The organism is Micromonospora echinospora, from assembly GCF_900091495.1.
Lineage (GTDB): Bacteria > Actinomycetota > Actinomycetes > Mycobacteriales > Micromonosporaceae > Micromonospora > Micromonospora echinospora.
Window position 1 is genome coordinate 3,798,658 of sequence record NZ_LT607413.1, and the last position, 22,250, is coordinate 3,820,907.

At 72.9% G+C, this 22,250-nt stretch carries 23 protein-coding genes; 17 read left to right on the plus strand and 6 right to left on the minus strand.

The features are described from left to right. Window positions 1-74: 74 nt before the first annotated feature. On the minus strand, window positions 75-1,145 hold the full coding sequence (locus tag GA0070618_RS17300) for a DUF4870 domain-containing protein (protein WP_231931775.1): 1,071 nt from the start codon (window positions 1,143-1,145) through the stop codon (window positions 75-77). Window positions 1,146-1,404: 259 nt separating this feature from the next. On the opposite strand from GA0070618_RS17300, the gene hrcA reads away from it, so the two are divergent. The 3 genes from hrcA (at window position 1,405) to GA0070618_RS17320 (ending at window position 4,375) form a co-directional block, all read left to right on the plus strand. Then, window positions 1,405-2,427 carry a heat-inducible transcriptional repressor HrcA gene (gene hrcA / locus GA0070618_RS17310; RefSeq protein ID WP_088982562.1) on the plus strand — a complete coding sequence of 341 codons (1,023 nt, stop codon included), beginning with the start codon at window positions 1,405-1,407 and terminating at the stop codon, window positions 2,425-2,427. A gap of 73 nt (window positions 2,428-2,500) precedes the next feature. Continuing rightward, window positions 2,501-3,640 carry a molecular chaperone DnaJ gene (gene dnaJ / locus GA0070618_RS17315; RefSeq protein WP_172900394.1) on the plus strand — a complete coding sequence of 380 codons (1,140 nt, stop codon included), beginning with the start codon at window positions 2,501-2,503 and terminating at the stop codon, window positions 3,638-3,640. Beyond that, a complete protein-coding gene (locus GA0070618_RS17320) occupies window positions 3,641-4,375 on the plus strand; it encodes a 16S rRNA (uracil(1498)-N(3))-methyltransferase (protein WP_088982564.1) in 735 nt (244 codons plus the stop codon). A gap of 31 nt (window positions 4,376-4,406) precedes the next feature. On the opposite strand, the gene ppk2 is transcribed toward GA0070618_RS17320, so the two are convergent. Beyond that, window positions 4,407-5,318 (minus strand): polyphosphate kinase 2, encoded by a 912-nt coding sequence (gene ppk2 / locus GA0070618_RS17325; RefSeq protein WP_088982565.1) that lies wholly within the window; start codon window positions 5,316-5,318, stop codon window positions 4,407-4,409. Between the two features lie 72 nt (window positions 5,319-5,390). Then, window positions 5,391-6,152, minus strand: a complete 762-nt coding sequence (locus tag GA0070618_RS17330; RefSeq protein WP_088982566.1) for an SDR family NAD(P)-dependent oxidoreductase — start codon at window positions 6,150-6,152, stop codon at window positions 5,391-5,393. A gap of 132 nt (window positions 6,153-6,284) precedes the next feature. Between GA0070618_RS17330 and GA0070618_RS17335 the strand changes: the two genes are divergently transcribed. Beyond that, window positions 6,285-6,635, plus strand: a complete 351-nt coding sequence (locus GA0070618_RS17335; protein ID WP_088985603.1) for a histidine triad nucleotide-binding protein — start codon at window positions 6,285-6,287, stop codon at window positions 6,633-6,635. Window positions 6,636-6,778: 143 nt separating this feature from the next. Continuing rightward, a complete protein-coding gene (locus GA0070618_RS17340) occupies window positions 6,779-8,131 on the plus strand; it encodes a serine hydrolase domain-containing protein (protein WP_414467607.1) in 1,353 nt (450 codons plus the stop codon). A gap of 234 nt (window positions 8,132-8,365) precedes the next feature. On the opposite strand, the gene GA0070618_RS17345 is transcribed toward GA0070618_RS17340, so the two are convergent. Beyond that, window positions 8,366-8,923 (minus strand): snapalysin family zinc-dependent metalloprotease, encoded by a 558-nt coding sequence (locus tag GA0070618_RS17345; protein WP_088982568.1) that lies wholly within the window; start codon window positions 8,921-8,923, stop codon window positions 8,366-8,368. A 291-nt stretch (window positions 8,924-9,214) separates the two neighbouring features. Here GA0070618_RS17345 and GA0070618_RS17350 point away from each other — a divergent pair, with 291 nt between their 5' ends. From GA0070618_RS17350 to GA0070618_RS17405, 12 genes are all read left to right on the plus strand, one after another. Next, window positions 9,215-10,276 carry a PhoH family protein gene (locus tag GA0070618_RS17350; protein ID WP_088982569.1) on the plus strand — a complete coding sequence of 354 codons (1,062 nt, stop codon included), beginning with the start codon at window positions 9,215-9,217 and terminating at the stop codon, window positions 10,274-10,276. Window positions 10,277-10,290: 14 nt separating this feature from the next. Continuing rightward, complete coding sequence (gene ybeY / locus GA0070618_RS17355; RefSeq protein ID WP_088982570.1) at window positions 10,291-10,764, plus strand: rRNA maturation RNase YbeY; 474 nt, start codon at window positions 10,291-10,293, stop codon at window positions 10,762-10,764. Further along, the gene (locus tag GA0070618_RS17360) at window positions 10,740-12,155 is read left to right on the plus strand and encodes a hemolysin family protein (protein ID WP_414467590.1); all 1,416 of its coding nucleotides are present in this window, start codon (window positions 10,740-10,742) and stop codon (window positions 12,153-12,155) included. Before ybeY ends, GA0070618_RS17360 begins: the two co-directional genes overlap by 25 nt. Further along, window positions 12,148-12,522 (plus strand): cytidine deaminase, encoded by a 375-nt coding sequence (locus GA0070618_RS17365; RefSeq protein ID WP_088982572.1) that lies wholly within the window; start codon window positions 12,148-12,150, stop codon window positions 12,520-12,522. The genes GA0070618_RS17360 and GA0070618_RS17365 overlap by 8 nt, the downstream gene beginning before the upstream one ends. A gap of 98 nt (window positions 12,523-12,620) precedes the next feature. Then, entirely contained in the window at window positions 12,621-13,514 is an 894-nt protein-coding gene (gene era / locus GA0070618_RS17370) for a GTPase Era (RefSeq protein ID WP_088985604.1), read from the plus strand. 145 nt (window positions 13,515-13,659) lie between these two features. Next, window positions 13,660-14,916, plus strand: coding sequence for an acyltransferase family protein (locus GA0070618_RS17375; RefSeq protein ID WP_088982573.1), 1,257 nt, complete (start codon window positions 13,660-13,662; stop codon window positions 14,914-14,916). 52 nt (window positions 14,917-14,968) lie between these two features. Continuing rightward, complete coding sequence (gene recO, locus GA0070618_RS17380; RefSeq protein WP_088985605.1) at window positions 14,969-15,766, plus strand: DNA repair protein RecO; 798 nt, start codon at window positions 14,969-14,971, stop codon at window positions 15,764-15,766. Window positions 15,767-15,819: 53 nt separating this feature from the next. Then, window positions 15,820-16,629 (plus strand): isoprenyl transferase, encoded by an 810-nt coding sequence (locus GA0070618_RS17385; RefSeq protein ID WP_088982574.1) that lies wholly within the window; start codon window positions 15,820-15,822, stop codon window positions 16,627-16,629. Between the two features lie 94 nt (window positions 16,630-16,723). Continuing rightward, the gene (locus GA0070618_RS17390; protein WP_088982575.1) at window positions 16,724-16,912 is read left to right on the plus strand and encodes a hypothetical protein; all 189 of its coding nucleotides are present in this window, start codon (window positions 16,724-16,726) and stop codon (window positions 16,910-16,912) included. A gap of 935 nt (window positions 16,913-17,847) precedes the next feature. Beyond that, window positions 17,848-18,498: a hypothetical protein gene (locus GA0070618_RS17395; protein WP_088982576.1), complete on the plus strand. Its 651-nt coding sequence runs from the start codon at window positions 17,848-17,850 to the stop codon at window positions 18,496-18,498. Window positions 18,499-18,832: 334 nt separating this feature from the next. Further along, window positions 18,833-19,291, plus strand: coding sequence for a class F sortase (locus GA0070618_RS34710; protein WP_231931777.1), 459 nt, complete (start codon window positions 18,833-18,835; stop codon window positions 19,289-19,291). Window positions 19,292-19,573: 282 nt separating this feature from the next. Then, the gene (locus GA0070618_RS17405) at window positions 19,574-19,807 is read left to right on the plus strand and encodes a hypothetical protein (RefSeq protein ID WP_088982578.1); all 234 of its coding nucleotides are present in this window, start codon (window positions 19,574-19,576) and stop codon (window positions 19,805-19,807) included. Between the two features lie 167 nt (window positions 19,808-19,974). On the opposite strand, the gene GA0070618_RS17410 is transcribed toward GA0070618_RS17405, so the two are convergent. Then, window positions 19,975-20,775 (minus strand): energy-coupling factor transporter transmembrane component T family protein, encoded by an 801-nt coding sequence (locus GA0070618_RS17410; protein ID WP_088982579.1) that lies wholly within the window; start codon window positions 20,773-20,775, stop codon window positions 19,975-19,977. Beyond that, window positions 20,772-22,235 carry an ABC transporter ATP-binding protein gene (locus tag GA0070618_RS17415; protein WP_088985606.1) on the minus strand — a complete coding sequence of 488 codons (1,464 nt, stop codon included), beginning with the start codon at window positions 22,233-22,235 and terminating at the stop codon, window positions 20,772-20,774. The genes GA0070618_RS17410 and GA0070618_RS17415 overlap by 4 nt, the downstream gene beginning before the upstream one ends. Window positions 22,236-22,250: the final 15 nt, after the last annotated feature.

A 22,250-nucleotide genomic window follows, 5' to 3' on the forward strand; every position in this document is an offset into this window, starting at 1 on the left:
CCCGGGCGCCGTGTCGCGCCTGCTGGCGCGAGGACGGCCGGCCCCGGGAACACCACCGGGACCGGCCGGACGGCTCACTTCACGAAGCTCCGGGTCATCGGGTACTGGTAGAGCAGGTCCTGGTTGGCCTTGAGGGCGGCCGCGATGCCGAGCACGATCGGCACGATCGCGAGCACGATCGGCACGAAGGAGAGCAGGCCGCAGGTGATCGCGGCGAGCAGCCAGCCCACCAGGATCGCGACCGCCCAGGTGATCTGGAAGTTGAGCGCGGCGACGGCGTGCGCGCGTACCGCCGGGGACTGCTGGCCCCGCACCAGCAGCACGATCAGCGGCCCGACCCAGCCGAACAGGGTCGCACCGATCACGATGCCGATCGGGCCGCCGGCGTGGGCCAGGATCGCCCAGGTCCGGTCGTCGCCACCGATCGGGCCGGGTGACGGCTGCGGCCCGCCCCCGCCCGGTGGCGGATACCCGCCCGGCCCCCCGGAGGTGGGTGCCCCCGTGGCCCCGGGCGGCGGGAAGCCCGGTGGCGGGTAACCGCCCTGCTCACCGGGGGGCGGGTAACCGCCCGGTTCGCCTGGCGGGGGGTAACCGCCCTGGTCACCCGGTGGCGGGTAGCTGGCCTGGGGGTCCGGCGTCGGGTAGCCGGCCGCGGCGAAGTGTCCGCCCGAGGTCGGGTGGTCGGCCGACGGGGCGTCACCGGGCGGGCCGTAACCCGCCGTCGGCGGCTCCGGGGCGACGGCGGCGTGGCGCTCCGTCGGCAAGTCGTCGCCGAGCGACCCGTAGCGCTGCGTCGACGGCTCGTACGACGGCGTCGTCCAGTTCTCGGTGGGCGGCTCGGGAGACGATGTGGTCCAGTTCTCCGTGGGCGGCTCGTACGACGGCGTCGTCCAGTTCTCCGTCGGCGGCTCGGGGGACGACGCGGGAAGGTGCTCGGTGGGTGGCTCATGGGGCGGCGTGGACCAACCGCCGGGCGGGGTGGATCCACCCGGTGGGGGATACCCGGGTGCACCGGCCGCGTCGGACAGTGGGGCGGTGGGCTCGTCGGGTGTCGACGGGGACCCGGACGGGGCGAGCGGCATGGTCGGCTCCGGCGGGTACCGGCCGGCGTCGCCCGCGCCGGGCGGGCGCGGCGGTTCAGTCATACCGGTCACGGTAGGGGCACCGGGCAAGGCGCGACCAGCGGGCGTGTCCTGATCACCCGGGCGGACGGCCCGTACCGGGCAGGGTACGAGGGGTCGACACCGATCATCGCGTCCCGGGGGTGCCCCGACGTAGACTGGCACTCGTTAAAGTCGAGTGCCAGGAGCGTGCCGTCGCCGTCGGCGACCGCCGCCGGTCGTCGCCGGGGGTGGGCACGCACCGCGACGGGCCGGGCGCTGACCGGCGTAGGAGGTGGGGAGAGTGGGTCTCGACGACCGCAAGCTCGCCGTGCTGCGCGCGATCGTCGAGGACTACGTCGCGACCCAGGAGCCGGTCGGCAGCAAGGCGCTGGTCGAGCGGCACCAGCTCGGCGTCTCCCCGGCCACGGTCCGCAACGACATGGCGGTGCTGGAGGAGGAGGGCTACATCCGGCAGCCGCACACCAGCGCCGGCCGGGTGCCCACCGACCGTGGCTACCGCCTCTTCGTCGACCGGCTCAGCCGGGTCAAGCCGCTCAGCCCGGCCGAGCGTCGGGCGATCGAGCGGTTCCTGGTCGGCGCGGTCGACCTCGACGACGTCGTCCACCGCACCGTCCGGCTCCTCGCCCAGCTCACCCGCCAGGTGGCCGTGGTGCAGTACCCGAGCCTGGCGCGTTCCTCGGTGCGACACCTGGAGCTGGTGCCGATCTCCACCACCCGGCTGATGCTGGTGATGATCGCCGACACCGGTCGGGTCGAGCAGCGGCTGGTGGAGTTGCCCGCGCCGGTTCCCGCCGACGACGTCACCGACCTGCGTCGCCTGGTCAACGAGAAGCTCTGCGGCACCCGGCTGTCGGACACCCCGCCGCTGGTGCAGGCGTTGGTGGAGGAGGTCAGCGCCGGGCTGCGTCCGGCGATGACCACGCTCTCCACCGTTCTGCTGGAGACCCTGGTCGAACGGCACGAGGAGCGGATCGCGCTGGCCGGCACGGCCAACCTGACCCGGGGCGGCCTGCTCGACTTCCAGGGCTCGCTGCGTCCGATCCTCGAGGCGCTCGAGGAGGAGGTCGTGCTGCTCAAGCTGATCGGCGAGGTCGAGCCGAGCACGACCCGGATCCGGATCGGCGACGAGAACGAGATCGACAACCTGCGGGGTACGTCGGTGGTCAGCACGGGCTACGGTCCGGGTGCCACCATCGTGGGTGGGTTGGGCGTGCTCGGCCCGACGCGGATGGACTACCCCGGCACCATCGCCACGGTACGCGCCGTGGCACGCTACGTGGGCGAGCTGCTGGCCCAGAACTGACCAGTCAGGGCCGACGGCCGACTCGGGCCGACGACCGGCGTAACGCGAGACGAACATGAGGACACGGAACGCAGTGGCCAGGGACTACTACGGCATCCTCGGTGTCAGCCGGGAAGCCTCCGACGACGAGATCAAGCGCGCCTACCGCAAGCTGGCGCGGCAGTTCCACCCGGACGTCAATCCGGACCCGGAGGCCCAGGAGAAGTTCAAGGACATCAACGCCGCGTACGAGGTCCTCTCGGACGACCGGAAGCGGCAGATCGTCGACCTGGGCGGCGACCCGCTCGCTCCCGGCGGCGGCGCGGCCGGTCCGGGCGGGCCGGGCGGCGCGGGACCGTTCGTCGGCTTCCAGGACATCATGGACGCCTTCTTCGGCGGGGCCACCGGCTCGCGCGGGCCGCGCCCGCGCACCCGTCCCGGGGCGGACGCGATCCTGCGGCTGGAGCTGGACCTCAACGAGACGGCGTTCGGTGTCGAGGCGCCGATCACCGTCGACACCGCCGTGCTCTGCACCACCTGCTCCGGCGCGGGCACGGCCGCCGGCACCCACCTGGCCACGTGTGAGGCGTGCGGTGGCCGGGGCGAGGTGCAGTCGGTGCAGCGCACCTTCCTCGGCCAGGTCGTCTCGGCCCGGCCCTGCACGGTCTGCCAGGGGCACGGCACCACCATCCCGCACCCCTGCCCGACCTGCGCCGGGGAGGGCCGGGTCCGTACCCGCCGCTCGTTGACCGTCAAGATCCCCGCCGGGGTGGAGGACGGCATGCGGATCCGCCTCGCCCAGCAGGGTGAGGTCGGCCCGGGTGGCGGCACCGCCGGCGACCTCTACGTCGAGATCCACGAACGGCCGCACGACGTCTACTCCCGTAAGGGCGACGACCTGCACTGCCGGGTGACCGTGCCGATGACCGCGGCGGCGCTCGGCACCCGACTGACCATCAAGACCCTGGACAGCGAGGAGACCGTCGACGTCAAGGCGGGCACCCAGCCGGGCAGCACGATGCGGCTGCGCGCCCGGGGCGTACCGCACCTGCGCGGGACCGGCCGGGGTGACCTCTACGTCCACCTCGACGTGCGGACCCCGACCAAGCTCGACGCCGACCAGGAGCGGATGCTGCGCGAGTTCGCCAAGACCCGGGGCGAGGAGGTCGCCGAGCTGAGCAAGCAGGGCGGCTTCTTCTCCCGGATGCGGGACGCGTTCAACGGGCACGGCTGAGTGTCTGCCCCGCTGTTCCTGGTCGAGTCGCTGCCCGTCGCCGACACGCTGACCCTGGACGGCCCGGAGGGCCACCACGCGGCCACCGTGCAGCGGCTCCGGGTCGGCGAGGAACTGCTGCTGGCCGACGGTCGCGGCGGCACGGCCGCCGCCGTGGTCACCGCCGTCGGCCGGGGCGCCCTCGACCTGACCGTCACCTCGCGGGGGTACGTCGACGCGGCAGTGCCCCGGATCGTGGTGGTGCAGGGCATCGCCAAGGGTGACCGGGGCGAACTGGCCGTCCAGGCGATGACCGAGGTCGGCGTGGACGAGATCGTGCCCTGGGCGGCGTCCCGCTCGGTGACCCAGTGGCGGGGCGAGCGGGGCGTACGCGCCCGGGAGAAGTGGGTGGCGACCGCCCGGGAGGCAGCCAAGCAGGCCCGGCGGGCCTGGCTTCCGGTGGTGGCCGGGTCCCCCGACGAGTCGACGGCGACGGTGGCGGCGCGGATCTCCGGTGCCGCCGCCGGGTTCGTGCTGCACGAGGAGGCGCAGGACCGGCTGACCACCGTCGAGTTGCCTCCGGCCGGTGAGATCGTGCTGGTGGTGGGGCCGGAGGGTGGGATCGCCCCGGCCGAACTGGACGCCTTCCAGACCGCCGGTGGGCGCCCGGTGCGGCTCGGGCCGGCGGTGCTGCGTACCTCGACCGCCGGGGTGGCCGCGCTCAGCGTGCTCGCCACCCGCCTCACCCGCTGGTGACCCACCCCGGATCCGTCGAGATCGACACGGGTCAGAGGCGGGGGAAGACCTGGACGGTCTCCTCGTCGGGGCTGAGGTCCAGACCGGCGGAGCCGACGAGGAGGGGATCGGGCACGCCGACGACCTCGGTGTCCTTGTCCGTGTAGTCGAAGCGGTTGAGCACGTGCCGCATGGCCTCCAGCCGGGCCCGCTTCTTGTCGTTGCTCTTGACCACCGTCCACGGCGCGTCGGCGGTGTCGGTGTAGAAGAACATCGCCTCCTTGGCCTCGGTGTACTCGTCCCACTTGTCCAGCGCGGCGATGTCCATCGGGGACAGCTTCCACTGGCGTACCGGATCGACCTGACGGATGGCGAACCGGGTGCGCTGCTCGTTCTGGGAGACCGAGAACCAGAGCTTGACCAGCCGGATACCGGAGCGGACCAGCATCCGCTCCAGCTCAGGGGCCTGGCGGAGGAACTCCAGGTACTCCTTGCGGGTGCAGAAGCCCATCACCCGCTCGACCCCGGCCCGGTTGTACCAGGACCGGTCGAAGAGCACGATCTCGCCGGCCGCCGGCAGGTGGTGCAGCCAACGCTGGAAGTACCACTGGCTGGACTCCCGCTCGTTCGGCTTGACCAGGGCCACCACCTTCGCGCCGCGCGGGTTGAGGTGTTCCATGAAGCGCTTGATCGTGCCGCCCTTGCCGGCGGCGTCCCGTCCCTCGAAGAGGATCACCAGCCGTTCGCCGGACTCCTTGATCCAATCCTGGAGCTTCAGGAGTTCGATCTGGAGCAGGCGCTTGTGCTGGTCGTACTCCTCACGCGACAGGCGCTCGTCGTACGGGTAGTCCTCCCGCCAGGTGTCCACCGGGCTGCCGTCCGCGCGGAGCAGCACCGGGTCGTCGTCGTGGTCGTCGACCACCTGGTAGTCGGCGGAGAGATCCAGCAGCGCGGAGTCGGCCATGTCGGGGATCCTTACCCCGGCTCTGGACCGGCCAGCCGCCCTGATGACTGGGAATTCGCTGGGAGATCTGCCTCAGGAACGCAGGTAGGACGCGCCGTTGAGGTCGACGATGGTGCCCGAGGCCCACTCCGCCTCCGGGGAGGCGAGCCAGTGCACCGCGGCGGCGATCTCCTCCGGTCGGGCCACCCGGTCGAACGGGCTCTGCGCCCGCACGGCCGCGCCCCGGGGCGACTTGAGGTGCTCGTTGGTCATGTCGGTCTCCACGAAACCGGGCGCCACCGTCGCCACCGCGATGCCGTACGGGGCCAGCGCCACCGCGAGGGACTGCCCCATCGCGTTCATGCCCGCCTTGCTCGCCCCGTACGCCGGGTTGCCCGGCTCGCCACGGAACGCCCCCCGGGACGAGACGTTGACGATCCGGCCGCCCCGGTCGCGCATGTGCTGGGCGGCGCACCAGGACGCGTTGGCCGCGCCGAGCAGGTTGGTGTCGACGATCTCCCGCCAGCGCTGCCGCCACTGCTCGTACGTGGTCTCGAAGACCGGGTGCGGCGGGTCCGCCGGGCCGAACACCCCGGCGTTGTTGACCAGCACGTCCAGGCCCCCGAGCCGGGCCGCCGCCTCGTCCACCGCTGCTCGGACCGCGTCCGGGTCGGCCAGGTCGGCCCGGACCACGACGTGCCCGTCGCCGGGCAGCTCCGCCCGCAGCCGCTCGGCCAGTTCCGCCGAGTCGCGGTGGTGGATCGCCACCCGGTCGCCGCCGGCCGCGAACCTGCGGGCCACCGCACGGCCGATGCCGCGCGAAGCCCCCGTCACCAGTACCGCCCGAGAGTCCACCCGGCCATGATCCCCGACTGTCGGGTCCCGACCCGACCCGGGGCCGCTGGTCGAGGCCGGGGACCTGCGACGACATGCCGGCCCGGCTCGGGCGAGATGCCGGTACGCAAGCGGTGGTCCTACCATGCGTCGATGAGCTCCGACTGCCTGTTCTGCCGCATCGTCGCCGGGGAGATCCCGGCCACCATCGTCCGGGAGACCGCGACCACCCTCGCCTTCCGGGACATCGACCCGAAGGCTCCGGTGCACGTGCTGGTGATCCCCAAGGAGCACTACGCCGACGTGGCCACGCTCGGCCAGAGCGACCCGGAACTGGCCGGCCAGGTGTTGGCCACCGCCACCGAGGTGGCCGAGGCCGAGGGGCTGCTCGCCGACGGCTTCCGGCTGATGTTCAACACCGGCGGGCACGGCGGCCAGGAGGTCTTCCACGTGCACGCGCACCTGCTCGGCGGTGCCCCGCTCGGGCCGATGCTCGCCCGCTGAGTCCTCGGTCGGCACGCCCCGCCGCCGTGGCGGTAGCAGCTCGCTGCGGTGGTAGCAGGGGTCCCCTGTTCATCAAAAAGCGGTAACAGGGGACCCCTCCTTACACTTGCGGTGTGGTGGAGATCAACGCGCGGCTCGGGCGGATGGTGCGGCAGGTGCAGGCCGGTGCCCGGGTGCCGGCGCTGTCGGTGGCCCTGCACCGGGCGGACCGCCCGCTGTGGAGCCTCACCGTCGGCAGCACCGGCAACGACGCCCCGCTGACCCCGCAGACGCCCTTCCGGATCGGTTCGGTCACCAAGACCTTCACCGCCGTCCTGGTGCTCCAGTGCCGGGACGAGGGCCTGCTCGACCTGGACGACCCGGTGGGCCGGCACCTGGACGTGCCCGCGCACGGCGAGGCGACCGTGCGCCGGCTGCTGTCGCACACCTCGGGCCTGCAACGGGAACCGTACGGCGACATCTGGGACACGCTGCGGGCCCCCGGGGTCGAGCAACTTCTCGCCGACCTCACCCGGGCCGAGCGGGTGCTGCCCCCGGCCCGCCGCTTCCACTACTCCAACCTGGGGATGGCCCTGCTCGGGGAACTGGTCGCCCGGCTGCGCGGCGGCACCTGGGTGGAGGTGCTCGCCGACCGGATCCTCGCCCCGCTCGGGTTGGCGGCCACCACCACCCGTCCCGGTCCGGGCGCGGCCACCGGCTTCCTGGTCGACGCGTACTCCGACCACGCCCGGCCGGAGCCGCCGACCGACTTCGGCGCGGTGGGGCCGGCGGCGCAGCTCTGGAGCACGGCGGGTGACATGGCCCGCTGGGCGGCCTTCCTCGCCGACCCGGCCGCGCTGGATCCGACCGGTGCGGTGCTCGCCCCGGCGACCCTGGACGAGATGCGCTGGCCGCGTACGGTCACCGACGAGGCGAACTGGGTGGACGGCTTCGGCCTCGGCCTGATCCTCGTGCCGCAGCCGAACCGGGTGCTGCACGTGGGGCACGACGGCGCGATGCCCGGTTTCCTCGCTTCGGTCTACGGCCGGCGGGGCGGCGACGGGACACCGGGGGCGATGGGCTGCGCGGTGCTCGGGTCGGCCGGCACCGCCGGGGCGATCTTCGAACTGCCGCACCGGCTGCTCGCCACCGCCGTCGAGCACGACCCGGCCGACATCGAGCCGTGGTCGCCGGGCGAGCCGGCCCCGGAGGCGTACCGGGACGTGCTGGGCCGCTGGTGGGGCGAGGGTTTCGAGTACGTCTTCCTCTGGCGGGACGGGGCGTTGCGGGCCCGTCGGGCGGAGGACCTGCCGGGCAAGCCGACGGCGGTCTTCGCGCCGCTGCCGGACCGGCCGGACGTGCTGCGGACGGTCTCCGGACGGGAGGTCGGGGAACTGCTCCGGCTGACCCGGGACGAGCGGGGAAGGGTACGCCGGATGCACTGGGCGACCTACCGGTTCACCCGGGACCAGCAGACCTTCGACGGGTACGACGTGCGCTGGCCGGACCACAGTTGAGTCACTGACGCGACAGCCGGACGGCGACGGCAGACGGCCGACGAAGACGGCGACAGTGACAGCAGGCGGCGGCCGACGGCGACGGCGACGGCAGACGCCCGACGGTGGCAGCAGCCGAGGGGCGGCCGACGGCGGCAGCAGCCGAGGGGCGACGGCAGGCGACGGGCGGCTGGCGGCGGACAGGGTTCCGGGGGTCGGCGGGCGCCGACCCCCGGAGCGTGCGGTGGGGCGGGTTCAGCCGATCGTGGCCAGGGCCGGCCAGCTGTCCCGGAAGACCTGGGCGCCCTCGGCGCCGAAGCCGCCGAAGTTCCGGTCGACCTGCGCGGCCTCGGTGCTGTACGGGTACGGGTTGGTGCAGCCGGTGCCCGCGCTGCCGCCGGACATGAGCAGGTGGCACTGGCCGTTGTAGTTGTCGGGCAGGCCGAGGATGTGCCCGATCTCGTGCGTCATGATCCGCAGCGGGGCGTACTGCTGGGCCTGCGCGGTGTCGATCACCACGTAGCCGTTGCCCAGGCTGCGCCGGACGGCGTAGGAGCCGCCCCCGGTGGTGTAGTAGATCATCAGATTCGAGCCGCACTTCGACATGTTCAGGTTGTTGGTGTAGGCGTTCCAGATCGAGGCGGCCTGGTCGGCGATGCCGGCGTAGGGGCCGGCCTGGCTGGTGTTGTAGCAGACGGTGGCGTTGACGACCTCGGCGGCGGCGGGTGCCGGGTTGGCCAGGCCGAGGCTCAGCACGGTGGCGGCGCCGGCGACGAGGGTGGCGAAGCGACGGCCGATCCTTCGTGGGGACACGGGTCACACTCCGTTCGTGACGGGAAACGGGGGGTGAGCGAATCCTAGATATGGATGTGTGTCTATCTCAATTCTGCCCGTTTTCAGTTTGATCAGATATAATCCTGCCGGATGTCGTGATCATGGCTTTCCTGGTGATCTTCTCCGCCCCGCCCGAGGTGACGACGGGGGAAATGGGCCGGGTGTCTCGGGGGCCGAACCGATACCATGGGACCAACGTCCGTACGCCGAGCCAGCTCAGGCCGGCGCCGAGAGCGAGAGCAGGTGGCGCAGGGCCCGACGGCCCGACCTATGACCGGCACCCCACCTCCGGGCCCGTCCCGGGCGCAGACCAGGATCACCGTCCCCGATCCCAAGATCATGGTCAACCTCCTCGGCGCGGGCGACGAGATCCTGCGGCTCGTCGAGCGTTCGGTCGACAGCGACGTGCACGTGCGCGGCAACGAGATCACCATCACCGGTGCGCCCGCGGACAACGCCCTCGCCGAGCGCCTCTTCGGTGAGCTGCTCGAACTGATCGAGAAAGGCGAGACACTGACCACTGACGCCGTCCGGCGTACCGTCGGCATGCTCGAGCAGGGCGGCACGGAGCGGCCCGCCGAGGTCCTGACGCTGAACATCCTCTCCCGGCGCGGACGCACCATCCGACCGAAGACGCTCGGGCAGAAGCGCTACGTCGACGCGATCGACGCGCACACCATCGTCTTCGGCATCGGCCCCGCCGGCACCGGCAAGACCTACCTGGCGATGGCGAAGGCCGTGCAGGCGTTGCAGGCCAAGCAGGTCAACCGGATCATCCTCACCCGGCCGGCGGTCGAGGCGGGGGAGCGGCTGGGCTTCCTGCCCGGCACCCTCAACGAGAAGATCGACCCGTACCTGCGCCCGCTGTACGACGCGCTGCACGACATGCTCGACCCGGAGTCCATCCCGAAGCTGATGGCGGCCGGGACGATCGAGGTCGCGCCGCTGGCCTACATGCGCGGCCGGACCCTGAACGACGCCTTTATCATCCTCGACGAGGCGCAGAACACCACGCCCGAGCAGATGAAGATGTTCCTGACCCGACTCGGCTTCGGCTCCAAGATCGTGGTCACCGGCGACATCACCCAGGTCGACCTGCCGGGCGGGACGACAAGTGGTCTCCGGGTGGTCCGGGAGATTCTCACCGACGTCGAGGACGTGCACTTCGCCCAGCTCTCCAGCTCGGACGTGGTCCGTCACCGCCTGGTCGGGGAGATCGTCGACGCTTACGCCCGGTGGGACGCCGAGCGGGAGAACCAGCAGGCACAGAGCGTGCACGCGGTGCCGGGGCGGACCGCCCAGGGCGGTGGCCGCGCCGGCCGCCGCCGCTAGAGCAGAGGAAAGACGTGTCCATCGAGATCGCCAACGAGTCCGGTGTCCCGGTCGACACCGACGCCGTGCTCGCCGTCGCCCGGCACGCGCTCGACGAGATGGGGGTCAACCCCCTCGCCGAGCTCTCCGTGCTCCTGGTCGACATCGACTACATGACCGAGCTGAACCACCGCTGGATGGGCGGCGACGGGCCGACCGACGTGCTGGCCTTCCCCATGGACGAGGGGAGCGTCGACCACGGACCGGGGGAGAGCGCCGGCCCGGCCGGTGAGCCGGCCCTGCTCGGTGACATCGTGCTCTGCCCGGAGGTGGCGGCCAAGCAGGCGGCCACTGCCGGGCACAGCGCCGCCGACGAGCTGCACCTGCTCACCGTGCACGGGGTGCTGCACCTGCTCGGGTACGACCACGCCGAACCGGAGGAGGAGCGCGAGATGTTCGGGCTCCAGGCGAGGTTGCTCGCCAGTTGGCGGTCGACCCGAGCCACGTGATGGACACCCCGATACTCGCGGCCGGTGCCACCGGCCTACCCGATCTGCAACTGCTGGTATTCGCGGCCGGCCTGGTGGTGGCCGCCGGGGTCATCGCGGCCACCGAGGCGGCGCTGACCGCGGTCTCCCCGGCCCGCGCCGCCGAGCTGGCCCGCGACGGGGTACGCGGTGCCCGTACCCTCCAGATCGTCGCCACGGACGTGGTCCGCCACCTCAACCTGCTGCTCCTGCTGCGGCTGCTGGCCGAGCTGACCGCCACCACCCTGGTGGCCCTGGTCGCGGTGGACACCTTCGGCGCCGGCTGGCGGGCCGCCCTGGTCACTGCCGGTGCGATGACCGTGATCAGCTTCGTGGTGGTCGGGGTCGGTCCGCGCACCATCGGCCGCCAGCACGCGTACGCGGTCGGCCGGGCGGTCGCCCCGCTGGTCCGCTGGCTGGGTCGGGTGCTCAACCCGCTCGCCTCGCTGCTCATCCTGATCGGCAACGCGGTCACCCCCGGCAAGGGGTTCCGGGAGGGCCCCTTCGCCACCCAGGTGGAGCTGCGCGAGCTGGTCGACCTGGCCGAGCAGCGCGGGGTGGTGGAGCACGGCGAACGGCAGATGATCCAGTCGGTCTTCGCCCTCGGCGACACCATCGCTCGGGAGGTGATGGTGCCGCGTACCGAGATGGTGTGGATCGAGGAGCGTAAGACGCTCGCCCAGGCGCTGGCGCTCTTCCTGCGCTCCGGCTTCTCCCGCATCCCGGTGATCGGCGAGAACGTCGACGACGTGCTCGGTGTGCTCTACCTCAAGGACCTGGTCCGCCGCACCCAGGGCGGCGGGCGCGCCGAGGGGACGCCGGTGGCCGAGCTGATGCGACCGGCGACCTTCGTGCCCGAGTCCAAGCCGGTCGACGACCTGCTCTCCGAGATGCAGGCGGCCCGCAACCACCTGGTGATCGTCGTCGACGAGTACGGCGGCACCGGTGGCCTGGTCACCATCGAGGACATCCTCGAGGAGATCGTCGGCGAGATCACCGACGAGTACGACGTCGAACGTCCCCCGGTCGAGCACCTGCCGGAGGAGGGGGCGGTGCGGGTGACCGCCCGGCTGCCGGTGGAGAATCTGGGTGAGCTGTTCGACGTGGAGCTTCCCGGCGACGAGGTGGAGACCGTCGGTGGCCTGCTCGCCCAAGCGCTCGGTCGGGTGCCGATCCCGGGCGCGGAGGCGGAGGTCGCCGGGCTGCACCTGGTCGCCGAGGGCACCACCGGTCGGCGGAACCGGATCGACACCGTGCTGGTGCGCCGGGTCGGGCCGACCGACGAACAGGAGAGCCCGGGGCGGGGTGAACAGGCCGAGCCCCGGGGAGGAAACCCGAACCGTTCCGAGGAGAGGCAACCCGCCGATGCCTGAGTCACCCGCCGCACCGTCCGTTCCCACCCCCACCGAGCTGAGCGTCGAGGACGCCAAGCTGGTCATCCTCGCCCGGGGGGCACGGGGTCGGGTCGGCGCCGTCGAGGGAGCGGCGGTCCGCGACCAGGACGGCCGGACGTACGCCGCCGCGAGCGTCTCGCTGCCGTCGTTGGCGATCACCGCTCTCCAGTTGGCGGTCGCCTCCGCGGCGGCGGCCGGCGCGTCCCGGTTGGAGGCGGCGGTGGTGGTGACCGAGGCGTCGACCCTGGACACCGCCGGGCACGCCGCCGTACGCGATCTTGCGACGGACGCGCCGATCCACCTGGCGGCCCCGGACGGCACCATCCTCGGCACGGTGGTCGAGTGAGCCGGCGTGACGAGACGGCCCGGCGTGACGAGACGGCCCGGCGTGACGGGGCGGCCCGGCCCGAGCCGGCCGGCTCCACCCGGGCGGGTTCCGGCGGGGTGCTCGACGGGGACCGGCCGTACCGGGCGGGATTCGCCTGTTTCGTCGGCCGGCCCAACGCCGGCAAGTCGACCCTGACCAACGCGATCGTCGGGCAGAAGATCGCCATCACCTCGAACAAGCCGCAGACCACCCGGCACGTCATCCGGGCCGTCCTGCACCGTCCGGACTCGCAGCTCGTGCTGGTCGACACGCCCGGCCTGCACCGTCCCCGGACGCTGCTCGGCGAGCGCCTGAACGACCTGGTCCGGTCCACCTGGAGCGAGGTCGACGTGATCGGCCTCTGCATCCCGGCGAACGAGCCGGTCGGACGGGGCGACCGCTTCATCACCGGCGAGCTGGCCGAGCTGAAGGCGACCGTGCTCGCGGTGGTGACCAAGACCGACCTGGTCGACAAGAAGCGACTGGCCGAGCAGTTGCTCGCGGTCAGCGAGCTGGGCGAGTTCGCCGACGTGGTGCCGGTCAGCGCGGTCTCCGGTCACCAGGTGGACACCCTGGTCGACGTGATGACCGGCTACCTTCCGCCGTCGCCGCAGCTCTACCCGGACGACATGCTCACCGAGGACCCCGAGCAGGTGCTCGTCGCCGAACTGGTCCGGGAGGCGGCCCTGGAGGGCGTCCGCGACGAACTGCCGCACTCGATCGCGGTCATCGTCGAGGAGATGATCCCCGAGGGGCAGGTCATGAAGATCTACGCCGACGTGTACGTCGAGCGGCCCAGCCAGAAGGCGATCATGATCGGCCATCGGGGGAGCCGGCTGAAGGACGTGGGCACCCGGGCCCGCCAGCAGATCGAGGAGCTGCTCGGCACCCGGGTCTACCTGGACCTGCACGTCCGGGTGGCGAAGGACTGGCAGCGCGATCCGAAGCAGCTGCGCCGGCTCGGTTTCTGACCGACCGGCCGGCACGGGACGAGCCCGGCTTCCGGGGCTTTTGTGGGATTCCTCACTTTCGATGCCCCGGGCCGGGCGTTTCCGGCCGGCGATGCGGAGGGTAGGACAGGAAACCGCCCCTGCCCCCGGACATAGACGCAGGCTGATGCGAAACCGATACCTGGATCTGCTGCGCTTCCTCGCGATCATCCGAGTCGTGGTCTACCACGTCACCGGGTGGGCCACGCTCACCCTGGTCTTCCCGGCCATGTCGGTGATGTTCGCGCTGGCCGGATCGCTGATGGCCGCCTCGCTCGACCGCTCCGGCACGGCCGCCGTCGGCCGTCGGCTGCGCCGGCTGCTGCCCTCGCTCTGGGTGGTCGCGGTGATCTTCGTCCCGGCCATGCTGATCAGCGGCGGACTGGCGGTGAACTGGCGGCTGCTGCTCTGGCTCTTCCCGATCACCGACCCGCCGGCCAACGGCTGGGGCGCCCTCGCGCTCAGCGTGATCTGGTACCTGCGCGACTACCTCTGGTTCGTGCTCGCCTCCCCGCTGGCGCTCTGGCTGTTCCGGCGGGCCCCACTGCCCACCCTGCTCGCCCCGTACGTGCTGCTCGTCGTGGTCGAGTTGGGCTTCCCCGGCGCGCCGGTCGTGCTCCGCGACTTCGGCCTCTACTTCGGCGCGTGGCTGCTCGGCTTCGCCCACCACGACGGCATGCTGCGCCGACTATCCCGGCGGCTGCTGGTCGCCATCGCGGCACTGCTGGCCACCGCCGGAGGGGCCTGGATCCTCACCCACCCGGGAGCACGCGGCTACGACCTCAACGACATCCGGATCGGCAACGCGCTCTGGGCGGCGGCGTTCATCCTGGTCGTCCTCGGGTTCGCCCCGTCCGGAGCGGCCTGGGTGGACCGGAACGCCCTGTTCGGCCGGGCGGTGACCGTGTTCAACCGGAGGGCGCTGACCGTCTACCTCTGGCACATGCCCTTCGTGGTCGCGCTCACCCCGCTGGTGGACGTGGTCGGCTGGTCCCACCAGGACCTGCTCGGCCTCGCCATCCGGGTGGTGCTGGTCTTCCTCCTGGTCGGGGTGGTGACCGTGCTGGTCGGCTGGGTCGAGGACGTCGCGGCCCGCCGTCGCCCCGAACTGCTGCCCGGCGGGCGACGTACCCGTCCGGGGTCGGCCACGCCCACCGGCTCCGCCCCGGCGGCGACCGGCGGACCGGGGCCCGCCGTGCGGACCGGCGAGGGATCCGGGCCCAAGCCTGCCGGCGTGCCACGTCCCCGGCCCAGCGGCAACGGTCTGCCCCGTCCCGGGTCCGCCGTCGGGCCCCGCGCCGGGTCCGTGGCCGTCGAGAGCCGGGTCGGGGCCGCCCCGGAGGCCGGGGCCCCAGCCGAGGACGCCTCGGTCCGGGTGCGCTGACCGCCCACCACCCGGGTCACCGGTGCCCGGGGTGGGCGGGGAGAATGGTCCGGTGGCCGGGTACCGCCGACAGCTCTACCGCGACGACGCGGTGGTGCTGCGCGTCCAGAAGCTCGGCGAGTCGGACCGGATCATCACCCTGCTCACCCGCCGGCACGGCCGGCTGCGCGCGGTGGCCCGGGGGGTGCGCCGCACCACCTCCCGCTTCGGGGCGCGGCTGGAGCCGTTCGGCCACGTCGACGTCCAGCTCGCCGGGGACCCGAAGGGCAACCAGGGCAGCTCACTGCACACCGTCAGCCAGGTCGAGGGGATCGACCTGTACGGCAAGCGGTTCCTCGGCGACTACCCGCGCTACACCGCGGCCAGCGCGATCGCCGAGACCGCCGAACGGCTCACGCCGGTCGAACGGGAGCCCTCGCTGCGGCTCTTCCAGCTCACCCTTGGCGCACTGAAGTCGCTGGCCCGGGGCGACCACGAGACCACGCTGGTGCTCGACGCGTACCTGCTGCGCGGGATGGCGCTGGCCGGCTGGGCACCCGCCCTGGTCGCCTGCGCGGTCTGCGGCACGCCCGGCCGGCACCGGGCGTTCTCCGTACCGGCCGGGGGGGCTGTCTGCCCGGACTGCCGACCGCCCGGCGCGGCCCACCCGGCCCCGGCCACCGTCGACCTGATGTCCGCGCTGACCACCGGCGACTGGGTGGTCGCCGACGCCACCCCCGCCGCCGTACGCCGGGAGTGCAGCGGCCTCGTCGCGGCGCATCTCCAGTGGCACCTGGAGCGCGCGTTACGCTCGCTGCCGCTGGTCGACCGGGGCAATCCGACGGCCGGCCCGGCCGGCGTCGCGCGGTAGCGACGGGTCGGTGGAGCGGGTGTGACCAGGGAGAGTATCGAGTGATCCGATCGATGAGGACGGGCCGGCGCACGCCGACGCCGCCGACGCCGCACCCGTCCGGGGCCCGGCCGCCGGCACTGCCCGCCGAGGCGCTGCCGAAGCACGTGGCGGTGGTCATGGACGGCAACGGCCGGTGGGCCAAGGAGCGGGGGCTGCCCCGCACCAAGGGCCACGAGGCGGGTGAGTTCTCCCTCTTCGACACCGTCGAGGGGGCGATCGAGCTGGGCATCCCCTACCTCTCGGCGTACGCGTTCTCCACCGAGAACTGGCGGCGCTCCCCGGACGAGGTGCGCTTCCTGATGGGCTTCAACCGGGACGTCATCCGGCGTCGCCGGGACCAGCTCGTCGACCTGGGCGTCCGGGTGGTCTGGTCGGGGCGGGCCGGCCGGCTCTGGAAGAGCGTGATCGGCGAGTTGCAGGCCGCCGAGGAGATGTCGAAGGACAACTCGACGCTGACCCTCCAGTTCTGCGTCAACTACGGCGGCCAGGCCGAGATCGCCGACGCCGCCGCCGCGATCGCCCGGGACGCCGCCGCCGGCAGACTGGACCCGGCGAAGGTCACCGAGAAGACCGTCGCGAAGTACCTCTACCACCCGGAGGTCCCCGAGGTGGACCTCTTCCTCCGCCCCTCCGGCGAGGAGCGGATCTCCAACTTCCTGCTCTGGCAGAGCGCGTACGCCGAGCTGGTCTTCCTGGACACCCTCTGGCCGGACTTCGACCGTCGTCACCTCTGGTACGCCTGCGAGCTGTACGCCCAGCGCGACCGGCGGTTCGGCGGCGCGCTGCCGAACCCGGTCGCCCCGCCGGCCCCGGTTGGCTGAGCCTTCTTCGTGTGCGCCGGGCCCCAGTGGTGCTTACCGGCGGTCCACCCTGGGTACTGGCTGGTCAGCAGCTATCCAGGGAGGTGTACCGACAATGATCCAGAAGCGGATCGGGCAGTGGGCGGTCATGGCGGTCGCGGTGCCGCTGGCGGCTGCCGGCGCACGACGAATCAGCCACACCATCGAGGCCCGACGCGGCCCGTCCGGCGTCAGCCGGATGCTCAGCCGGGGAGCGGACCTGCTCCGCCCGCAGAGGACGAAGCGGCGGCGTCGGTTCTGGTGACCGACCGGCGGTGCCGTCTCCGCACGGCACCGCCGGGTCCACCGGCCACGGCGGTCGCAGGAGCGCCCCGGCACACGGACCGGTCGCTGTCCACATAGGAGTTATCCGCTTCCTCCGGGGCCCGCTCGACCTGGTTGCCCCTCAGGCCGCTTGGCGGCGGCCGGCACCCCGTTCCACTCGCACCCGACGGTCGTGAAACTGGCGTGCGGTGCGGTGCGGTGCGGGTGCGGAGCGGGGCGGAGGGCCGGACTCGCGGACCAGGGGCCGCCCCGGCGACAGATCGCCGGTCGTGGCCCTTTGGAGCTGCCCCGTCCTTGCGCCCGCCCGATCCTGTCCAGCGCTTGTCTCCCCGGGCTCCCCTCTACGCGCTCCCCTGCACGCGCTTGCCCCCCGGCCTCCCCTGCACGTGCTTCCCTGCACGTGCTTCCCTGCACGCGCTCCCTTCCACGCGCTTGTCTCCCAGCGCTCGCCCGCGCTCTTCTCCCCAGCGCTTCCTTGCCGTCCTCGGAGGGCGCAGGGCCGGCGCCGTGCCCCGGTGGACTGGACCGAGCGGTCGCCGTCACGCCTGCGAGACAGGCCGGGACCAGGCGGCCCACGCTGTGCCCCGTCTGTGCGGGCAGCTCCAGAGGACCGCCGGAGCGCACCGACGCCCTACGGCGACCAGGCCACCGACGGACTCCCCGACGGCGGGGTGGCCGAGAATGCGATCAGCGTCCCGCCGACGGTCCCGACGGTCCCGGCGAGCCGGGCGGCCCGGGCGGCCCGGCGGACAAAAGTGCCGATAAGCCTCAAGAGGCAATAATTAACCACCTATGGCATCTCAGGTGCGACTTGTTACGAAACACGGAAAAGTCCTCTCGTTTCATATGAAACAGCCTAACTTTTGGTCATGGCTCGTCCTCCTGAGCCGACCAGAAGGAGTGAGGAATATGTCAATGAGGTTGTTCACCAAGCTCGGCGGCGGGGTGGTGCTGGGCAGCGCCGCCCTCCTGCTCGCCGCTCCCGCCGCCGCGCTCGCCGCGAACGACGGAGGGCCCCGTGAGGCGGGGGCCCCGACTCAAGGGCCGGTATCGACGAAGAAGTCGGACGACACGCCGAGGACGTTCAACACGCGTGACAAGAGCGGCAACGGGGTGACCTGCGCGACCAACGAGCAGGTCAACGAGCAGAACATCGCCCAGGTCATCAAGAACAACATCATCGTGAACAGCATCGTCACGTTCAACCTGAGCGCGGCGCAGGCAGCGTCGAACGACATCAGGATCCAGCCCAACAACGTCGTCGTCTGCATCCGCGACATCGACGTGGAGGTGGACGTCCGGAACAACCTGCTCACCGACCTCCTCCGGATGGCCGAGGTCGGGACCAGCACGGCTGCCGGGCCCGGCGGCAGCGTCGCGCAGGCCGGTCCGAACGGAGCCTGGGTGCTGCCGAGCACGGCCGCCGTCGCGGCCGGTGGCGGTGGCGCGCTCGCCGACACCAACACCGGTGCTCTGGCGGCGGGCGGTGCCGGCATGGTGGGCGTGGGCGTACTCAGTGGCATCGCGCTGCTGCGTCGGCGGTCCGTCAATGGCACGGTCGCCTAGGGCGGCCAGGGGCGCCAGCGGCCGCCACGGTTTCCCGTGGCGTGCCGCTGGCCTCGTCCTGGTCACCCTCATCACGCTCACCGGAGCAGGACTGATCACGTTCGCGGCCACAGCTCCCGAACCGGTCGGACCGCCGCAGCCCGACCCCGCCGCCGCACCGCAGTCCCTGCTGTCACCATCGACCGGCACCACACCGGAGCCGACGCCGAGCGGACACACCGCGTCGCCGGCCCCGGGGGCGGCCCCGGGCGAGGCGCACGGAGTCCCCGACCGCCTCGCCGACGATCCCGGATCGACCGTGACCAGCCCGTCGCCCTCCCCGACGGTGGCCGGGATGCCGCGATCGCAGCCCACCCGCATCAGGATCCCGAAGATCGGCGTCGACGCGCCGACGGTTCCGCTCGGGCTCGACAAGAACCAGCAGGTCGCGGTCCCACCGCTGAACCAGCCCGGCACGACCGCGTGGTACAAGCTGGGGCCGAGTCCCGGCGAGATCGGGACCGCAGTGGTGGTGGGCCACGTCGACTCACGCGCCAAGGGTCGGGCGGTCTTCTACCGTCTGGGCACCCTGAAACCGGGAGACACCATCGAGGTGCCCCGCGAAGACGGCAAGAAGGCCCGCTTCGTCGTCGACGGGGTGACCCGCTACCCGAAGAAGAAGCTTCCGCTGGACCTGGTCTACGGCCACACCGACAAGGCGCAACTCCGCGTGATCACGTGTGGTGGCGGCTACGACAAGGCGGCGAAGGCGTACAAGGACAACATCGTGGTGTTCGCGACGCTGGTGCCCTGACCACGAACGGTCGGGGGGTACGAGGTCGCCCCGGACGGCGGGCGGTAATTCGGATGCGCGTCGGGACGCCGTGGGATAACGTCCGGGACATGCGCTACTGACGCCCTTGTGCCGAGCCAGGTCCACCGCCGTTGCCGTGGACCGTGCCGCCGGGCGTGCGCGTTCTGCGTTTCGTCGCTGTCGCGACGTCATCCGTGGTCGGCCGTCCCGGGGCTACTCCCGTTCCCCGTTCGCCGACCGTGCCGGCTGATCCGGACGGTCCCTCGCCGAAGGAGGCACCGTATGCCTGCCAAGCGTAAGCCGAAGAAGTCCCGTCCGCCCGCGCCGAAGCCGTCCCTGCTGGACGTGACCCCGCCGGACCTGGACTCGATCGAGGTGGCCCCGGTGAGCCTGCCGGCCGGCTCGACCCCGCCGCAGGCTCCGAAGGCCGGTCCGCCCCAGCGGGGCACGGCCTACGCCGCCGGTCGCGGTCGACCCGCCGCGCAGAGCCGCCAGTACGCCTTCCGGCGCAGCTGACCGACCCCGGGATGGTCGGGGCGGTCACCGCCCCGACCATCTCCGCCCGATCCCGGCGCCCTGCTCGTCGCCGAACGGAGGTGTACCGGCTCCCGGACACGCCGATGTCGGGGACCTCGCGCGACGGGCGGGGGCGGGAGGGCGCGGCGGGCCGGGACGGGGCCGGGTCAGCCGATCAGGGGACGGAACGTGCCGAGGGCGACGCTGACCGCCAGGGCCGCGCCGGCCAGGCCGGCCGCCCCCACCACCAGCAGCCCGTCCGCGACGGTGAACCGTTGCCGGCGGGCGACCGTGCGTGGGGTGCCGGCGTCGAAGCCGCGCGCGTCCATCGCCACGGCCAGCCGGGTGCCCCGCCGGATCGCCCCGACCAGCAGCCCGAAGGCGGTGGAGACGAAGAGCCGGAGTTTCGCCAACGGGTTGCGGCCGGCGTCCACGCCCCGGGCCCGTCGGGCCAGGCAGATCATCTGCCACTCCTGGCCGAGCATCGGCACCAGCCGGAACGCGGCCAGCGCGCCGATGGCGAACCGGGGCGGGGCCTTGGCGTTCTGGATCAGCGCGTCGGCCAGGTCGGTCGGATCGGTGGTGGCGAAGACGATCACGCCGGGCAGCGCCACCGCGAGCATCCGCAGCACCAGCCCGAGCGCGGTGACCAGCACTCCCGAGGTCACCAGCACCGGGCCGGCCTCGACGAGCACCCGGCCCTCCCGCTCGGCGGCGAAGAGCACCAGGGTGACCACGATGCCGACCGCGCCGAGCAGCAGCGGCCAGGCCCGCCGGGCGAGCACGGCGTACCGGACCCCGAACAGCGGCAGCACCGCGAGTTCCACGGCGATGGCGATCGCGGGGGCGACCGGGTCGAGGGTGGCGACCAGGGTGAACGAGAAGAGCAGCGCCGCCGCGACCTTCGCCACCGGGTTGCGTCGGGCCAGCGGCGCGGTCGGGTCGGCGACCGGTTCGAGGCTGATCACGGCCGCCTCCGCTCGTCCCGCCCGCCGCCGGCCGGCACCGGACGGCGGTCCAGCGTCACCCGACGGTCGGCGAGGGCGTCGACGAAGTCCGCGTCGTGGGTGACCGTCACGACGCCGTGCCCGGCGTCGCGCAGCCCGGCGAACAGGTCGACCAGTTCCGACCAGGTGCGCCGGTCCTGCCCGAAGGTCGGCTCGTCACAGACGAGCAGGCGGGGCGCGGTGGCCAGGGCGGTCGCCACGCTCAGCCGCCGCGCCTCCCCGCCGGAGAGGGTGTACGGGTTCGCCCGGGCCAGCCGGGTCAGCCGTAGCCGCTCCAGCAGGTCGTCTACCACGGCGCGGACGGCGTCCTCCGGGCGACCGGTACGGCGCGGCCCGAGCGCCAGTTCGTCGAAGACCGTACCGGTGACGAACTGGTGTTCCGGGTCCTGGAAGACCGAGCCGATCCGCCGGGCCAGGGCGGGCGCGCGCCACCGGTGCGGGGGAGTGCGCCGGTCGGCGTCGGCGAGTTCTCCGCTGGCGGTCAACCGGCCGGTGCCCGGTCGGAGCAGCCCGCCGAGGAGCAGCGCGAGAGTGGACTTGCCCGCGCCGTTCGGGCCGAGGACGGCGAGCGCCTCGCCGGCGCGTACCGCCAGGTCGGTGGGGGCGAGGCGGGGCGGCAGGCCAAGCCGTTCGGCGGTGAGCAGCACCTCCCCGGCGGGTGCCACCGCCCGGCGGGGCGGCACGGGATGGTCCGGCACCCACACTCCGTCGGCGGCGAGCGCGGCACCGTGTTCGGCGAAGACCCGCTCGGGTGGCCCGTCGGCCCGTACCCCGCCACCGGCGGCGAGGACGACCACCCGGTCGACCAGGGGCAGCGCCTCGGCGACCCGGTGCTCGACCAGGACCAGCGTGGTGTCGGCGTCCACCGCCTCGGCGACCGCCCGCCGGACCAGGGCCGCGCCGGCCGGGTCGAGGTTGGCGGTCGGCTCGTCCAGCAGCAGCAGCCCGGGCCGCAGCGCGAGCGCTCCGGCCAGGGCGAGCCGCTGCTGTTCCCCGCCGGAGAGCGCGGCGGTCGGGCGGTCACGCGGGTACGGGAAGCCGACCCGGGCCAGCGCCTCGTCCACCCGGGGCCAGATCCGCTCCGCCGGCACCCCCCGGTTCTCCAGGCCGAACGCCACGTCGTCGCCGCAGCGGGCCATCACCAACTGGCTCTCCGGGTCCTGGAAGACCACGCCCACCCGGTCCCGCGCCTCGTGCGGCGGGAGCCCGTCGACCTCGATGGCGCCCGCCCGCTCACCGGAGTCCTCGGGCAGCAGCCCGGCCAGCGCGGCCAGCAGGGTGCTCTTGCCCGCGCCGGACGCGCCGAGCAGCAGCACCCGCTCGCCGGCCTCGACGCGCAGGTCGACGTCCCGCAGCGCCCACGCCTTCCGCCCCGCGTGCCGCCACCCGAAGCCGCGTACCCGGACGCCTACCCCACCCACCACCCCACTCCTTTC

Excerpts from the sequence above, each read along its gene's own strand:
- ppk2 (WP_088982565.1), bottom strand. The coding sequence starts at position 5,318 with ATGGCCGACTCCGCGCTGCTGGATCTCTCCGCCGACTACCAGGTGGTC.
- GA0070618_RS17340 (WP_414467607.1), top strand. The coding sequence starts at position 6,779 with ATGGTGCGGCAGGTGCAGGCCGGTGCCCGGGTGCCGGCGCTGTCGGTG.
- GA0070618_RS17375 (WP_088982573.1), top strand. The coding sequence starts at position 13,660 with ATGCGAAACCGATACCTGGATCTGCTGCGCTTCCTCGCGATCATCCGA.
- GA0070618_RS34710 (WP_231931777.1), top strand. The coding sequence starts at position 18,833 with ATGCCGCGATCGCAGCCCACCCGCATCAGGATCCCGAAGATCGGCGTC.
- GA0070618_RS17395 (WP_088982576.1), top strand. The coding sequence starts at position 17,848 with ATGAGGTTGTTCACCAAGCTCGGCGGCGGGGTGGTGCTGGGCAGCGCC.
- GA0070618_RS17405 (WP_088982578.1), top strand. The coding sequence starts at position 19,574 with ATGCCTGCCAAGCGTAAGCCGAAGAAGTCCCGTCCGCCCGCGCCGAAG.
- GA0070618_RS17365 (WP_088982572.1), top strand. The coding sequence starts at position 12,148 with ATGCCTGAGTCACCCGCCGCACCGTCCGTTCCCACCCCCACCGAGCTG.
- GA0070618_RS17350 (WP_088982569.1), top strand. The coding sequence starts at position 9,215 with ATGACCGGCACCCCACCTCCGGGCCCGTCCCGGGCGCAGACCAGGATC.
- GA0070618_RS17335 (WP_088985603.1), top strand. The coding sequence starts at position 6,285 with ATGAGCTCCGACTGCCTGTTCTGCCGCATCGTCGCCGGGGAGATCCCG.
- GA0070618_RS17390 (WP_088982575.1), top strand. The coding sequence starts at position 16,724 with ATGATCCAGAAGCGGATCGGGCAGTGGGCGGTCATGGCGGTCGCGGTG.
- GA0070618_RS17385 (WP_088982574.1), top strand. The coding sequence starts at position 15,820 with ATGAGGACGGGCCGGCGCACGCCGACGCCGCCGACGCCGCACCCGTCC.
- GA0070618_RS17300 (WP_231931775.1), bottom strand. The coding sequence starts at position 1,145 with ATGACTGAACCGCCGCGCCCGCCCGGCGCGGGCGACGCCGGCCGGTAC.